At 52.8% G+C, this 13,382-nt stretch carries 15 protein-coding genes; 8 read left to right on the forward strand and 7 right to left on the reverse strand.

Annotated features, from left to right (window positions below):
• The first annotated feature begins 13 nt into the window (after positions 1-13).
• From ydfG to ydfZ, 3 genes are all read left to right on the forward strand, one after another.
• Positions 14-760: a bifunctional NADP-dependent 3-hydroxy acid dehydrogenase/3-hydroxypropionate dehydrogenase YdfG gene (ydfG, locus tag JY391_RS11460; protein ID WP_211934329.1), complete on the forward strand. Its 747-nt coding sequence runs from the start codon at positions 14-16 to the stop codon at positions 758-760.
• Positions 761-847: 87 nt separating this feature from the next.
• A complete protein-coding gene (locus JY391_RS11465) occupies positions 848-1,534 on the forward strand; it encodes a GntR family transcriptional regulator (protein WP_181823206.1) in 687 nt (228 codons plus the stop codon).
• A 184-nt stretch (positions 1,535-1,718) separates the two neighbouring features.
• Entirely contained in the window at positions 1,719-1,922 is a 204-nt protein-coding gene (gene ydfZ, locus JY391_RS11470; RefSeq protein WP_042282907.1) for a putative selenium delivery protein YdfZ, read from the forward strand.
• Between the two features lie 103 nt (positions 1,923-2,025).
• Here ydfZ and JY391_RS11475 read toward each other — a convergent pair whose 3' ends face one another.
• The 6 genes from JY391_RS11475 to JY391_RS11500 form a co-directional block, all read right to left on the reverse strand.
• Positions 2,026-3,492 (reverse strand): mannitol dehydrogenase family protein, encoded by a 1,467-nt coding sequence (locus JY391_RS11475; protein WP_211934330.1) that lies wholly within the window; start codon positions 3,490-3,492, stop codon positions 2,026-2,028.
• Positions 3,493-3,679: 187 nt separating this feature from the next.
• A complete protein-coding gene (locus JY391_RS11480) occupies positions 3,680-5,017 on the reverse strand; it encodes an MFS transporter (protein WP_042282902.1) in 1,338 nt (445 codons plus the stop codon).
• A gap of 57 nt (positions 5,018-5,074) precedes the next feature.
• Complete coding sequence (rspA, locus tag JY391_RS11485) at positions 5,075-6,289, reverse strand: starvation-sensing protein RspA (protein ID WP_042282900.1); 1,215 nt, start codon at positions 6,287-6,289, stop codon at positions 5,075-5,077.
• A 180-nt stretch (positions 6,290-6,469) separates the two neighbouring features.
• Complete coding sequence (locus JY391_RS11490) at positions 6,470-7,843, reverse strand: MFS transporter (protein ID WP_042282898.1); 1,374 nt, start codon at positions 7,841-7,843, stop codon at positions 6,470-6,472.
• A gap of 75 nt (positions 7,844-7,918) precedes the next feature.
• Complete coding sequence (locus JY391_RS11495) at positions 7,919-8,938, reverse strand: Zn-dependent oxidoreductase (RefSeq protein WP_211934331.1); 1,020 nt, start codon at positions 8,936-8,938, stop codon at positions 7,919-7,921.
• A 105-nt stretch (positions 8,939-9,043) separates the two neighbouring features.
• Positions 9,044-9,370: a YnfA family protein gene (locus tag JY391_RS11500; protein ID WP_205611989.1), complete on the reverse strand. Its 327-nt coding sequence runs from the start codon at positions 9,368-9,370 to the stop codon at positions 9,044-9,046.
• 153 nt (positions 9,371-9,523) lie between these two features.
• Between JY391_RS11500 and JY391_RS11505 the strand changes: the two genes are divergently transcribed.
• Positions 9,524-9,865, forward strand: a complete 342-nt coding sequence (locus JY391_RS11505; RefSeq protein ID WP_181823213.1) for a DUF1283 family protein — start codon at positions 9,524-9,526, stop codon at positions 9,863-9,865.
• A gap of 33 nt (positions 9,866-9,898) precedes the next feature.
• Positions 9,899-10,459, forward strand: a complete 561-nt coding sequence (speG, locus tag JY391_RS11510; RefSeq protein ID WP_042282890.1) for a spermidine N1-acetyltransferase — start codon at positions 9,899-9,901, stop codon at positions 10,457-10,459.
• Positions 10,460-10,475: 16 nt separating this feature from the next.
• Here speG and JY391_RS11515 read toward each other — a convergent pair whose 3' ends face one another.
• A complete protein-coding gene (locus JY391_RS11515) occupies positions 10,476-11,186 on the reverse strand; it encodes a YnfC family lipoprotein (RefSeq protein ID WP_374197220.1) in 711 nt (236 codons plus the stop codon).
• A 106-nt stretch (positions 11,187-11,292) separates the two neighbouring features.
• Between JY391_RS11515 and JY391_RS11520 the strand changes: the two genes are divergently transcribed.
• From JY391_RS11520 to osmY, 3 genes are all read left to right on the forward strand, one after another.
• Positions 11,293-11,598, forward strand: coding sequence for a DUF1161 domain-containing protein (locus JY391_RS11520; protein WP_374197231.1), 306 nt, complete (start codon positions 11,293-11,295; stop codon positions 11,596-11,598).
• A gap of 138 nt (positions 11,599-11,736) precedes the next feature.
• Entirely contained in the window at positions 11,737-12,351 is a 615-nt protein-coding gene (dmsD, locus tag JY391_RS11525; RefSeq protein WP_211934334.1) for a Tat proofreading chaperone DmsD, read from the forward strand.
• Positions 12,352-12,654: 303 nt separating this feature from the next.
• Positions 12,655-13,365 carry an osmoprotectant ABC transporter permease OsmY gene (osmY, locus tag JY391_RS11530; RefSeq protein ID WP_042282882.1) on the forward strand — a complete coding sequence of 237 codons (711 nt, stop codon included), beginning with the start codon at positions 12,655-12,657 and terminating at the stop codon, positions 13,363-13,365.
• Positions 13,366-13,382: the final 17 nt, after the last annotated feature.

The following is a 13,382-nucleotide window of genomic DNA, read 5'->3' on the forward strand; positions in this document are numbered from 1 at the left end:
GAGGAACAGTGAGATGATCGTTTTAGTAACCGGAGCAACCGCAGGTTTTGGTGAATGTATTACACGTCGTTTTGTTGAGAATGGGCATAAAGTGATTGCCACTGGCCGTCGCCAGGAACGCCTGCTGGAGCTAAAAGAGTCGCTGGGCGAAAGCGTCCTGACTGCGCAACTGGACGTGCGCAACCGCGCGGCCATCGAGGAAATGCTGGCGTCGCTGCCTGCGCAATGGCGTGAGATCGATCTGCTGGTCAACAATGCCGGGCTGGCGCTGGGGATGGAACCAGCGCACAACGCCAGCGTTGAAGACTGGGAAACCATGATCGACACCAACAATAAAGGCCTGGTTTATATGACCCGCGCGGTCCTGCCAGGCATGGTTGAACGCAATCGCGGACATATCATTAATATCGGCTCCACCGCCGGGAGCTGGCCGTATGCCGGAGGCAACGTTTACGGGGCGACTAAAGCCTTCGTTCGTCAGTTCAGCCTGAATCTGCGCACCGATCTGCACGGCACCGCCGTCCGCGTGACCGACATCGAACCGGGTCTGGTCGGCGGCACAGAGTTTTCTAACGTGCGCTTTAAGGGCGACGATCAGAAAGCGGGGAAAACGTATGAAAATACCACCGCCCTGACACCGGAAGATGTAACGGAAGCGGTCTGGTGGGTGGCGACGTTACCTGCTCACGTCAACATCAATACGGTAGAAATGATGCCCGTCACCCAGTCCTTCGCCGGACTGAGCGTACATCGCGGCTAATTTCTTCTCCCGGCCTGCGGGCCGGGTATAGCTCATCACAAAAAAGTGGTAGAATTTGTGGGTTAACTTTCTAAAAAGTAAGAGCGAATGACCGTCGAAACGCAACTCAACCCTACACAGCCCGTAAATCAGCAGATTTATCGCATTCTTCGTCGTGATATCGTGCACTGCCTGATCGCGCCAGGCACGCCGTTATCAGAAAAAGAGGTCTCGGTTCGCTTTGATGTGTCACGCCAGCCGGTACGCGAAGCCTTCATTAAACTCGCGGAAAACGGATTGATCCAGATCCGTCCCCAGCGCGGCAGCTACGTCAATAAGATCTCTTTATCACAGGTACGAAACGGCTGCTTTGTTCGTCAGGCCATTGAGTGTGCGGTCGCGCGTCGCGCGGCAGCGATGATGACCGACAGCCAGTGCTATCAGCTTGAGCAGAATCTCAACCAGCAGCGCATCGCCATTGAGCGTAAGCAGCTCAATGATTTCTTTGAACTGGACGATGACTTTCATCAGAAACTGGCGCTGATTGCCGACTGCCAGCTGGCCTGGGACACCATCGAAAACATCAAGGCGACTATTGACCGCGTGCGCTACATGAGCCTCGATCACGTTTCGCCGCCGGAGATGTTGCTTCGTCAGCATCTGGATATTTTTGCGGCGCTGGAGAAGCATGACGCCGATGCGGTCGAAAAAGCGATGACGCAGCATTTGCAGGAAATTGGCGAGTCGGTGCAGTTGATTCGTCAGGAAAACAGCGACTGGTTTACTGAAGAATAATTCCTCTCCCTCACCCTCCAGGGGTGAGGTTTCACATTTACACCGCTGCACGTCTGCATCAAAAAAGATGTGAGCTTGATCAAAAACAAAAAAACTCCGGACTGATGAGCGTATTTATATAGCGCCCGTTACGTGGGACCAGAGCCCACGGGCTTTGACGGTAAGTTAGAAAGGAGAAAACACCATGATGACATACGATCGTAACCGTAACGCAATCACCACCGGCAGCCGCGTCATGATCAGCGGTACCGGCGTCACCGGTCGCATTAAAGCTATCGCGACAGAGGGTCTGGACGCCGCGCAAATCCGTCGCGAAAAAACCGTGGAAGTGGAAGGTTGTGAAGGTAAGTTTGCGCCCGTCGAACTGATTCGTCTTGGCATGAACTGATGGTGTGAATGCCAGATGGCGTTTCACTTTTCCGGCCTGGTCTGAGTTTGGCTGAAAATCCCAGGTCGGATAAACAAAGCGCCATCCGGCAACCGCGTTGCTGTTACTTCAGATTTGCAGCATAGCGAGCCACGGTTTTTTTCGCCCCTTCCGCCAGCAGGGCCTGGTAGGCTTCTTTCACCGCGTTGGTGAACAACGCCACGTGTGGCAGTTCTTTTCCGAAGATCGCCTCAATCCCTAACAGGGCTTCAACGCGGCTTTCCCCTTCCGCACTGCTTTGCACCGCCTGTTGAATCACCGGCAGTAACGGATCGTTGACTTCAATCGCCTTCCCCTGTTCGTCCACACCGCCGACATAGCGCATCCAGCCCGCCACGCCCAGCGCCAGCAGGTCGAAACGGCTATTATGGGCCAGGTGCCAACGCACCGAGTCCAGCATACGCTGCGGCAGCTTCTGACTACCATCCATCGCGATCTGCCAGGTACGGTGGCGTAGCGCCGGATTGCTGTAGCGCTCAATGAGCAGATCGGCGTAGCGCGTCAGATCAACCCCCTGCACTTTTAGCGTTGGCGCCTGCTCATTGAGCATCAGCCCGCGGGCCGCAATGCGGTAATGTTCATCCTCCATGCAGTCGTTAATGTGCTGATAGCCCGCCAGATACCCCAGGTAAGCGAGGAAAGAGTGGCTACCGTTCAACATACGCAGCTTCATTTCTTCAAACGGGATAACGTCAGCAACCAGTTCAGCGCCTGCTTTTTCCCATTGTGGACGCCCGGCGACGAAATTGTCTTCAATCACCCACTGACGGAACGGCTCACACGCGACACCCGCCGGATCGCGCACGCCGGTCAGTTGTTCGATTTTATCCAGCGTTTCGGTGGTCACTGCCGGAACAATGCGGTCAACCATGGTTGACGGGAACGTCACGTGTTGCGCGATCCATTCTGCCAGCTCCGCATCAACCGCGCGGGCATAGGCCGTGACCACGTTTCGCATGACGTGTCCGTTCTCCGGCATATTGTCGCAGGACATAACGGTGAAGGCGGGCAGCCCTGCCGCTTTGCGTCGCGCCAGCGCTTCAACCACCACGCCCGGTGCAGTTTTAGGCTGGTGAGGATTCCGGAGATCGGCTGCGATCATTGGATGATCCAGCATTAACTGCCCGGTGGCGGGAGAATGGCAATACCCTTTTTCGGTGATGGTCAGTGAAACAATCGCCACCTGGGGTTCGCACATTGCCGCGAGCACCGCTTCCAGTCCATCCACCTGGGCATGCAGCGCGTTCTTCACAACGCCAACCACTCTTGCCGTCCAGGCATCGGCAGACATTTCCGCCACGGTGTACAGGTTATCCTGCTGTTTCAAATCGGCAATTTGCTGCTCGCCGCCGATCAGGTTCACTTCACAGTATCCCCAGTCGCTGTTGTGCTCAGCCGCCAGGATGTCGGTATAAACGCCCTGGTGCGCACGATGGAACGCGCCAAAGCCGAGATGAACGATACGGGAAATCAACGTGTTGCGATCGTAGCCAGGTAACGTCGCTTTTGCCGTTAAGAGCTTGTTTTGCATTGTATGACCTATTTGGAATGAAATCAGGACCGTTTCAGAGTAACGCCTGTATGGTTGTATGTTTTGATTTGAATTAAGCTTTCGCTAATTGGTATAACATCATTTTTAAGTTATGTGACAACATGCGAGATGCGCTGACAAACCGTCTTAAGGCCGCCGTTACGCGGCCTTTCACGTTCCATGCGGCTTAACCGTGTTTATGCCAGTCCTGATATTCATGTTTCAGACGTTGGGGAGCCGTTTCCGGCATCATGAGCAGACCTATCACCGATACAATGCCGAGTACAATGACGTAACTGGCCAGTCCGTAATAATGTCCACCTGTCATCTGCAGGATCTTAACCGCCACCAGTCCCAGTACGCCGCTGCCGATCAGTGACCCTAACTGCCAGATGAGTGCGATACCGCTACAGCGAATATGCGTCGGGAATAATTCGGGGAAAAATGACGCCTGAGGGGCATAACACATGCTGTGACCAAAGCTAATGACAACAATCATCACTAACTGCGTTAACCAAAAGTTATCCTGATTAATCGCCAGGAAGAACGGAATAATCATTACGACCTGAATCAGTGCGCCGATGATATAAACCGGTTTGCGGCCAATCTTGTCACACAGCGCCCCCATCAGCGGAATAGCTAACACTTCCAACACCACTGCCACAATCATCGTTTCCATCAGGATGTTGGCATCCAGATTATTGGCTTTACCGTAGGCCAGAACGATCACCGTAAACATCGCAAAGGTACAGGCTTCAATTAACTTTGCGCACACCCCTTTGACCACAATACCAGGAAAATCCCGGATAACCTCAACCAATGGACGTGATTCCTCCGCCTTAGTTTCACGAATCTGCGCAAAGACGGGGGACTCATCAATCTTCAGACGGATGAACAGGCCGACGATAACCAACAGGAGACTCAACAAGAATGGGATACGCCAGCCGTAATCCATCATAGCTTCTGGCGATAATGTCGCGTTCAGTAAGGCAAAAAGCGCCATCGGTAACAGAAATCCAACCGGCGCGCCAATCTGGACCCAACTGGCGAAGAAGCCGCGGCGTTTGGGTTCCGCGTATTCCGCGGTCATCAATACCGCACCGGCCTGCTCGCCTCCCACGCCGAATCCCTGTAGAACGCGGATGAAAATCAGCAATACAGGAGCCCATACGCCAATTTTTTCATAGGTCGGCAATAATCCAATACAAAACGTCCCCAGTCCCACAATCAAAATCGTAATGACGAGCGCTTTTTTACGCCCTACTTTATCGCCAATGTGACCAAAAACGATACCGCCCAGCGGCCTTGCTAAAAAACCGACGGCATAGGTGGCGAATGCGGCCAGCGTACTGATTAACGGATCGTCGCTGGGGAAGAAAAGATGCCCAAAAAACAGGACAGCAGCGGTGCCATAAGCAAAAAAATCATAATATTCCGCAGCGGTACCAATTGCTGAAGCGGAAGCAACACGACGGACCACAGGTTTGCTATCAACATTATTTTTAATATCAACCGAACTAACCATACATGTTTACCTTCGTTGGATCAGAGGTGAGCAACTTCCTTGTCGTTTAGGTTTACTTTACCAGTTCCACAATGTGCCATCTTCCAGTCGGGCGACCGGCAGATAAGCGGGGTCATAGGGATATTTCGCCGCCAGCTTTTCGTCGAACTCAATGCCCAGTCCCGGTTTGTCGCCCGGGTGCATATAACCGTTGTCAAAACGCCAGTTATGCGGGAAAACGTCCAGCATTTGCTCTGAATAGCCCATGTATTCCTGAACGCCGAAGTTGGGCACCCAGAGATCAAAGTGCAGCGCCGCAGCCATGCACACCGGAGAGAGATCGGACGGCCCGTGGGAGCCCGTGCGAACCTGATAAAGCGACGCGAAATCGGCGATGCGGCGCATTCCGGTAATGCCGCCTGCATGGGTGATGGTGGTGCGGATATAGTCGATCAACTGTTCTTCTATCAGTTGCTTGCAGTCCCAGATACTGTTAAAGACTTCACCGACAGCGATCGGCGTAACGGTATGTTGTCGAATCAGGCGGAAGCATTCCTGGTTTTCCGCAGGCGTCGGGTCTTCCATCCAGAACAGACGATAATCTTCGATGCTCTTTCCAAAACGCGCCGCTTCAATCGGCGTTAAGCGATGATGCATGTCATGCAGTAAGTGTTCATTGAATCCGAACTTGTCGCGAACGGCTGCAAACAGCTTCGGTGTGAAGTCGAGGTATTTCTCGGTAGACCAGAGCTGTTCTTCCGGCCACTGTCCCTTGGTTGCGGGTTCGTAGGCCAGCCCTTTCCCTTTGGACATACCGTAAGTGGTTTTCATCCCCGGTACGCCGCACTGCACGCGAATCGCTTTAAAGCCCATCTCTTTATGGCGAGCGTAATCTTCCAGCACATCGTCAACGGTATGTCCGGTGGTGTGGCAATATACCATCACCCCTTCGCGGGACGCGCCGCCGAGCAATTGATACAGCGGCATGTTTGCCGCTTTGGCTTTGATGTCCCAGAGCGCCATGTCGACAGCAGAGATGGCAGACATCGTTACCGGGCCGCGACGCCAGTAAGCCCCCTTGTAAAAAAACTGCCAGATATCTTCGATACGGTGCGCATCGCGACCGATTAACTGTGGGCAGAGATGATCTTTCAGGTACGACGCGACAGAAAGCTCGCGTCCATTCAGCGTGGCATCGCCCAGTCCGGTGATACCGTCTTCGGTGGTTATTTTCAGCGTGACAAAGTTACGTCCCGGACAGGTGACAAAAACCTCAGCCCCTACAATCTTCATTTTTCTTCCTACCTCTATGTGGTGATATTAAGAATTTACGTCTAACGCATACTACCATACAAGTATAACAAACCTGATTCTCCACTGAGATCACAAAAATCAGCGTCCACTGATGTGGGGGTTTGTGCCGATGCGTAAAAAAAGCGGTCCGTGAATACGTAACCGCTTTGAACGCAGGGGTTAAATGCGGCTGGCGCTGGGCAGCCTCTGTTTACTGCCTGTAACCTCTGCCGCATCCTCAGGAATACGCAGATCGCGATCGCAGACTTCCGGCATCAGCAGTGCGGAAATGAGGCCTATCAGGGAATAAATGACGATCATCACCAGGATCGGCAGCCAGTTGCCGGTCATGTTGCAGAAAATGCCCGCCAGTACCGGACCGAATCCCACCGCGACCAGTCCCCCGGCCTCCTTCGATATCGCCATGCGGGTGAAGCGGTTACGTGAGCCGAAGATCTCCGCCATGGTGATATTTTCAAGTGCAAACAGACCAAGCACCGCAAAGTTATGAATGACAATCAGCGCCGTCATGATGATCCCGGGGCTGTACGTTTTATCCACGACAATCGACAGCATCGGGTAAGCAAGAATGATGGCCGAGATGTTTAACAAAATGTAGGGTAAACGGCGACCGTATTTGTCTGACAGCCAGCCCAGAAGCGGAATAGTGATAAAACCGATAATCGAGCTTATCATCAGCGCATCCGTGGGTATCGATTTGTTGAATAACAGCGTCTGGACGAGATAACCGGCAAGAAACGTCTGGATCAATCCCGAGTTACCGGCTTGCCCAAAACGTAACCCCGTTGCCAGCCAGAACGATTTACTGGAAAACATCGCGCCCAGAGAAACATCTGCTGCCGTCGGCGCTGCGGTGGTTTCACCTTCGTTGACCTGCTCAAACACCGGACTTTCTTTCAGGTTCAGACGCAGCCATATGGCGAAGATCATGACCACTACGCTTGCGAGGAACGGAATACGCCATCCCCAGGCCAGCAACGCTTCACGGTCAAGAGCGAAAAACATCACCGCCCAGATCGCCGTGGCGCTTAACGTACCGCAGTTGGTGCCCATCGCCACCAGAGATGAAATGATTCCGCGTTTCCCTTTCGGCGCGTATTCCGCCAACATGGTTCCGGCGCCAGAAATTTCCGCCCCAGCGCCTAGTCCCTGAATAATACGTAAAGTGACTAACAGCACTGGCGCAAAAATTCCGATTTGCGCGTAAGTCGGCAAAACGCCAATTAAGGTGGTGCAGATGCCCATCATGGTGATGGTGATAAAGAGCACTTTTTTGCGCCCTATTCTGTCGCCCATCTTGCCGAATATAAAAGCGCCGACGATACGAGCGATATACCCTGCGCCGTAGGTGCCCATCGCCAGAATAAGCGCCATAGCCGCGGATTGTTCCGGGAAAAATATCTCATGAAACACCAGCGCGGCGCCAAGAGAATATAACTGGAAATCCATAAATTCCAGGGCAGTGCCTAACCAACCTGAAACGGCGGCGCGCACCAGATCCTGCGTACTTCTTTCATGTTTTAATGTATTCATATTAGCTATCTCTGAAAAGGAGATGCGTACCACAAAATACCCGACGAATCGGGCATTTACCGCATTGTTCGTCTGTTATGCAGAAAAGGTCAGTAATACTTTGCAGCACTGACGCTGATCTTTTTCGAATATCTCAAGGGCGTCGGTAATATGGTAATAGTCAAACTGATGAGTAATTAACTTTTCAGGATCGATAAATCCCTTTTCCATCCATTCGATGACGGTGGGAAATTTGTGCGCATTCAGTCGCGATGAAAAAATAGAAAGCTCTTTACCGGTAATGCCTTGCTGCGTAATCACGCACGGGTCGCTGGAAAAACCCATTAACACGATACGCGCCGCAGGTGAGGCAAGGCCAATGGCTTCCGGGAGAATGGCTGGATGACAGGCCGCGTCAACAATCAGGGTCGGCTTGATTCCTTTTTCTTCGAGCCAGGATTGCAGTGTAAGCTCGCTATTATTCAGGATCACATCAGCGCCGCATGTTTTTGCCATCGCCAGACGTTCTTCAATGCGATCGGCCACAATCACGGTGCCAACGTTATAAACACCTTTTAACGCCTGTAAAGTGGTTAACCCCATCGGACCGGCGCCGTAAATGAGCGCAATATCATTTTCTGTCGGCTCAACCTGTCCGGTAACATTTGCGGCAATCGTAAAAGGTTCAACCATCACGGCGTGACGATCGGGGATCGTCTCCGGAATAACGTAGGCATTCCTGGCTGGCGCAGTCACATATTCACTAAAACCGCCGTCCCGGTGCACGCCTAATACCACTAATGACGTGCAAACATTGGGTTTGCCAATTGAGCAGGGATAGCATTCCCCGCAGTTAATAACCGGATCCAGCGCCACACGTTCACCAATACGGCGGGTATCTACGCCCTCGCCCACTTTATCTATCACACCAAAAACTTCGTGACCGATAACGCGTGGATATTTCGCAAACGGATTATGACCGCGATAAATATGACTGTCCGATCCGCATATTCCGGCGAGTTTAACCCGAACGCGAACGTCTCCTTTTCGCGGTTCGGGTAATTCCCGTTGTTCAATCACCAGATTATTGGGTTGCTGAATAACGACACTTTCCATGCGCTTTCCTTACATCAAATTAGTGATGCAAGAAATTTATTCATTCCCGAACTACCATACAAGCATGGTGATCAAAAAACCGACGGGCGATCACAAAAAAGCGATCTATGTCCGTCCCCATCCCGCAACAATGATCAGCATGCCACACAGCGCAACGACGGCCCCTGTCCAGTCATAAAGACTAAGTTTAACGCCGTCCACTATGCGTAACCATACGAGCGCAGTACATACGTAGACGCCGCCGTAGGCGGCATATACGCGTCCGCTGGCAGCCGGATGGAGCGTCAACAGCCAGACAAACAGGGCCAGAGCAATGCCAGCGGGAACCAACAGCCAGATCGTTGCCCCGCGTTTTAGCCAGAGCCAGGGTAAAAAGCAGCCGACGATTTCACACAACGCCGTGGCAATAAAAAGAAGTGTCGTTTTGATCATGGTTGTCGTTTATTGAGCTGAGGTTAAATCATGATACGCGATAATCGTCGTCGCTTATCCATGACCTTCAGGCGGGTATGCCCTGCGCCGTGATTAGTGTAGAATTTGCCTGCAAGTGATGATTTTATACCCCACTCATGAAAGGAATTTGCCATGAACATTACACTTAGCAAGCGTCTGGGCCTGACGGCAATGCTGCTGCTTGGTGCTGTCGTGTATACCGCGTCTGCTCAGGCTGAGACCAGCAGGCTGGTGATCGAGTCCGGCGACAGCGCGCTGAGCCGTCAGCAAGCGACAATGCAAAAAGAACAATGGAATGACACGCGCAATCTGCGCCAGAAAGTGAATAAACGCGCTGAAAAAGAGTGGGACAAAGCAGATGCCGCTTTTGATAACCGCGACAGCTGTGAGCAAAGCGCTAATCTCAATGCGTACTGGGAACCGAATACCCTGCGCTGTCTGGACCGCCGTACAGGCCGGGTTATCGCGCCTTAATGTCGTGATGCGAAAAGACGCTAAGGAATCGGTATGACAAGCGCCCTCAGTGTAAAGTTGCGCCCGCTGGAGCGTGAAGATTTACGTTTCGTCCATCAACTCGACAATAACGCCAGCGTAATGCGTTACTGGTTCGAAGAACCTTACGAGGCATTCGTTGAGTTGTCGGATCTCTACGACAAGCACATTCACGATCAAAGTGAACGCCGGTTTGTCGTGGAGTGCGATGGCCAGAAAGCCGGACTGGTTGAACTGGTGGAGATTAACCACGTCCACCGCAGAGCCGAGTTTCAGATCATTATTTCCCCGGAATTTCAGGGTAAAGGACTTGCCTCACGCGCGGCCAGGCTGGCGATGGACTACGGATTTACCGTACTTAACCTGTATAAACTGTATTTAATCGTTGATAAAGAAAATGAAAAAGCGATTCATATCTACCGTAAGCTGGGCTTTATGGTGGAAGGCGAGCTAATCCATGAGTTTTTCATCAACGGCGAATACCGCAACACCATACGAATGTGTATTTTCCAGCATCAGTATCTCACGGAACTGAAAACGTCCGCACCCGCCATGTTGAAACCGACCGCGCAGTAAACGCTGCGCGGCAGCGTCAGTAATAATCAATGGTATTTTTAATGGTGTAGTTATGCTCAACGGCAGGCTTGACGCTTTGATCGATAATCACCAGCGTGCAATCTGTAGGATTGGCGTGACTGTCGTAGTCGCAGGTCTGCTTCACATTGCCTAACGGGCGATCGTTCAGCAGACTTACTGCCGTATAGTCGAGCTTCTTACGCGGGTCCGATGAAGGTTTCGCTTCCACCGATAATGTCTGATCTTTCGTCACGGTGGTTTTACCCAGTGGATACCCTTCGGAATCATAGCGATAATGTACTTTCATCTCTTTGCCAACGGCGGTGACAATAAACCCATTGTCATCGGTGTCCCAGACCACACCCGCAGAGGGCAGCTCCGCTAGCTGGCATTTCCCTTGCAGGCGCACCCGCTTTTCCAGCGTTTCCGCGTCGCGGTAATAGTTAGCATCCAGAACAAGGGCAACGGCGGTATTATTTTCCAGGTCGTGCAACTCCAGCGTATCAAAGCAGCCTTCCTCAGAAAGCGAGCCATTTACCCGTTTCGCCACTTCGCCCTTTTCATTGAGTAATGTCTGGCTGAAGTCTTTCACCGGGCCCCGCAGCGGGTCAAAGTCGAACTCATTTGAGAAGCTGGCCATTTCAGGCGTAAAAGAAAGCGGCAGCGTGTTATTGTCGCATCCTGCCAGCACAAGGCCGCAAAGCAAAAAAAAGCACTGTTTTTTCACACATTCCCCGTCAACCATGGATGATTCCCAATCATATTAGCAAATACAGTTATTTACACTAAGGGTGCTATGCTTATTTTAGCGCATCTCATAAAAGGAGCAGATGATGAAAGTCACCCGAGGAATACTGACGTGTTTATTGTTGAGCGCGTCCCCGCTGGTTTTTGCGGTTCCGAACTCGTGCGAACGCGTTAAAAGCGATATTGAACAGCGCATCATTAATAACGGCGTGCCGGAAGCGAATTTTACGCTCAGCATTGTGCCAAACGATCAGGCTGACCAGCCGGATTCCCAGGTCGTCGGACATTGCGCCAACGACACCCACAAAATTCTGTATACCCGCACCAGCAGCGGCAATGCACCGGCAAATACTGCGCCTTCGCAGGATGGCACCAGCGCCGAACCGCAATAATGCGACCCGATGTTACCCGCCTTTCCCGGTGGGTAACGTCCTTTTGATTTGGATTAATACCCGCCGCGCCTGAACAGGTACACTCTCGCCCACTGATGCACGCATCGTGCAATACACCTGCATTGTTGGATACTGTTAATGACTGAATTTACGCAACGTGACGATTTCGCCATGACGGCGCGGGTACTGGGCGCGCTGTTTTACTATGCGCCGGACAGCAATGAGGCCGCGCCGCTGGTCGCATTATTAAAAACAGATGAGTGGCAGGCCCAGTGGCCGCTGCCCGCGCATAAGCTTGCGCCTCTCGGTCAGTTGCTTCAGCGCGACGCGGAAGAAACGCTGGCGCAGGCATGGCAGCGTCTGTTTGTCGGACCTTACGCGCTGCCTTCGCCACCGTGGGGATCCGTCTGGCTGGATCGTGAAAATGTGCTATTTGGTGATTCCACGCTGGCCCTGCGCCAGTGGATGCGCGACAACGGGATTCACTTTGCGATGCAGCAAAATGAACCGGAAGATCATTTTGGCGCCTTGTTGCTTCTCGCCGCCTGGCTGGCAGAAAACGGGCGCCATACGCAGTGCGCCGAACTGCTGGCGTGGCATCTGTTGCCATGGTCGTCGCGCTTTCTCGATGTTTTTATCGACAATGCCGGACATCCGTTTTACCAGGCCGTCGGCGAGCTGGCGCGTCTGACCCTTGCCGACTGGCAGTCGACGCTGATCGTACCGGTGGCCGTGAAAAAACTGTATCGGTGAGCATAAATCCTCACTTTACGCTGGCCGGAAAGCAGAAGGATGGCGCTTCCGGCCTAACACAATTGTGACAACGTCACTTTTTATTGCCGCTTTTAAGACAATTCTTTACAGAGCGAACCACCCGTTGCGCCATAAGGCCTGATCCCCCTTACAGATCAGCAGCCTGGTTCACTTTTTACGCCGTCTGACTGGCGGCCTTCTCCCCCTGTTGCTATAGCTCAAAACACCCTGCCGATACATGGCATAACAACACGCAGCGGCAACCCGCTGCCATAACGCATGCAAACAGGGAGACACACCGCAATGCACACTTCCGCGTTAAAACGCGTCGCCGCCTTCACTTTCGCCATTATCATTGTGCTGGCGCTGGTGGTCTGGGGAGTCGGCCTCGACACGCTCCAGGCCCGACAGGTCGATCTGCTGTATCTCGGTAAACAGCACCTGTTTTTAGTGTTCAGTTCAATGTTTTTGGCTCTGCTGGTGGGGATCCCGAGCGGCATTTTACTGAGTCGTCCAGCCGCCAAAGGCATTGCCGAATACGTCATGCAGATCTTTAATGTCGGCAACACCCTGCCTCCGCTGGCTGTGCTGGCGCTCGCCATGGTGATTATCGGCATCGGCGATATACCGGCGATCGTCGCGCTGTTCCTGGCTTCGCTGTTGCCCATCGTTCGTAACACCTACGCGGGCCTCTGCTCCGTCCCGGCCTCGCTGATTGAAGCAGCGAACGGCATTGGCATGACCAAATGGCAGCGGTTGTGGCAGGTGGAATTGCCGAACGCATGGCCGGTCATGCTTTCAGGGATCCGGATCGCCACGGCCATTAACGTCGGTACCGCCCCGCTGGCCTTTCTGATTGGCGCCAGCAGCTACGGCGAGCTGATCTTCCCCGGTATTTACCTGAACGACTTCCCGACGCTTATTCTGGGCGCGACCGCCACGGCGCTTTTCGCCCTGATCCTTGACAGCCTGCTCGCATGGCTTGGCCGGGCCCTGAGTCCGCACACGGCATGAAGACAATGATAAGAACA

The sequence above is a fragment of the Citrobacter sedlakii genome (assembly GCF_018128425.1).
GTDB classification, from domain to species: Bacteria; Pseudomonadota; Gammaproteobacteria; order Enterobacterales; family Enterobacteriaceae; genus Citrobacter_A; species Citrobacter_A sedlakii.

What these genes read in the sequence shown, in the direction of transcription:
- JY391_RS11505 (WP_181823213.1), top strand. Translation starts at nt 9,524, where the DNA reads ATGAACATTACACTTAGCAAGCGTCTGGGCCTGACGGCAATGCTGCTG.
- osmY (WP_042282882.1), top strand. Translation starts at nt 12,655, where the DNA reads ATGCACACTTCCGCGTTAAAACGCGTCGCCGCCTTCACTTTCGCCATT.
- JY391_RS11475 (WP_211934330.1), bottom strand. Translation starts at nt 3,492, where the DNA reads ATGCAAAACAAGCTCTTAACGGCAAAAGCGACGTTACCTGGCTACGAT.
- ydfG (WP_211934329.1), top strand. Translation starts at nt 14, where the DNA reads ATGATCGTTTTAGTAACCGGAGCAACCGCAGGTTTTGGTGAATGTATT.
- ydfZ (WP_042282907.1), top strand. Translation starts at nt 1,719, where the DNA reads ATGATGACATACGATCGTAACCGTAACGCAATCACCACCGGCAGCCGC.
- dmsD (WP_211934334.1), top strand. Translation starts at nt 11,737, where the DNA reads ATGACTGAATTTACGCAACGTGACGATTTCGCCATGACGGCGCGGGTA.
- JY391_RS11495 (WP_211934331.1), bottom strand. Translation starts at nt 8,938, where the DNA reads ATGGAAAGTGTCGTTATTCAGCAACCCAATAATCTGGTGATTGAACAA.
- JY391_RS11500 (WP_205611989.1), bottom strand. Translation starts at nt 9,370, where the DNA reads ATGATCAAAACGACACTTCTTTTTATTGCCACGGCGTTGTGTGAAATC.
- JY391_RS11520 (WP_374197231.1), top strand. Translation starts at nt 11,293, where the DNA reads ATGAAAGTCACCCGAGGAATACTGACGTGTTTATTGTTGAGCGCGTCC.
- JY391_RS11490 (WP_042282898.1), bottom strand. Translation starts at nt 7,843, where the DNA reads ATGAATACATTAAAACATGAAAGAAGTACGCAGGATCTGGTGCGCGCC.
- JY391_RS11465 (WP_181823206.1), top strand. Translation starts at nt 848, where the DNA reads ATGACCGTCGAAACGCAACTCAACCCTACACAGCCCGTAAATCAGCAG.
- JY391_RS11480 (WP_042282902.1), bottom strand. Translation starts at nt 5,017, where the DNA reads ATGGTTAGTTCGGTTGATATTAAAAATAATGTTGATAGCAAACCTGTG.
- speG (WP_042282890.1), top strand. Translation starts at nt 9,899, where the DNA reads ATGACAAGCGCCCTCAGTGTAAAGTTGCGCCCGCTGGAGCGTGAAGAT.
- rspA (WP_042282900.1), bottom strand. Translation starts at nt 6,289, where the DNA reads ATGAAGATTGTAGGGGCTGAGGTTTTTGTCACCTGTCCGGGACGTAAC.